Source organism: Allobaculum fili, from assembly GCF_020969955.1.
In the GTDB taxonomy this organism is placed as follows: Bacteria; Bacillota_I; Bacilli_A; order Erysipelotrichales; family Erysipelotrichaceae; genus Allobaculum; species Allobaculum fili.
Genome location: NZ_JAHDSX010000112.1, coordinates 1 through 435 on the forward strand (window position 1 = coordinate 1; position 435 = coordinate 435).

Here is a 435-nt window from a genome sequence, read left to right on the forward strand (position 1 = left end):
AATTGGCAAACTGGTTTTCTTCACAGAAGCCTGCATAAGAGGCAAGCTGGATCGGGAGATTCGTGCTCTGCATGGAGAAGATAAAGTCGACCAGCTTATCCAGAGGCAGCTTTTGGGTGTCACGACAGAAGGCGCTGTTCTGATGGTAGTTCGCATGACCGCTCATTACCGTTGCGGTCGATTCCTGGAGAATCGTACGCAGCTGGTCAGGCGATGGATGGTGACCGGAGGGCACAGTAGAGCCCATGGCGGTTTGTAAAGCGAATGCAGTGGAGCTTAAATGCGGCATGTCAATAGTTCCTTTCCAATTTGGAAAGGGGGAAAAATGACCCCCTTCAAGCTCCGCTGGATTATGGCCTGAAGGGCCCGCGATTTTTGTCAATAATCTCATTTGTACAAGTTTTGAAACTTCCTAAACTTCCTGCCACAAAAAAA

At 49.0% G+C, this 435-nt stretch carries 1 protein-coding gene; it reads right to left on the minus strand.

Annotated elements, in window-relative coordinates:
• Window positions 1–289 (minus strand): hypothetical protein (locus tag Afil_RS10740; protein WP_230268548.1); only part of this gene is annotated, 289 nt, incomplete at its 3' end.
• Window positions 290–435: the final 146 nt, after the last annotated feature.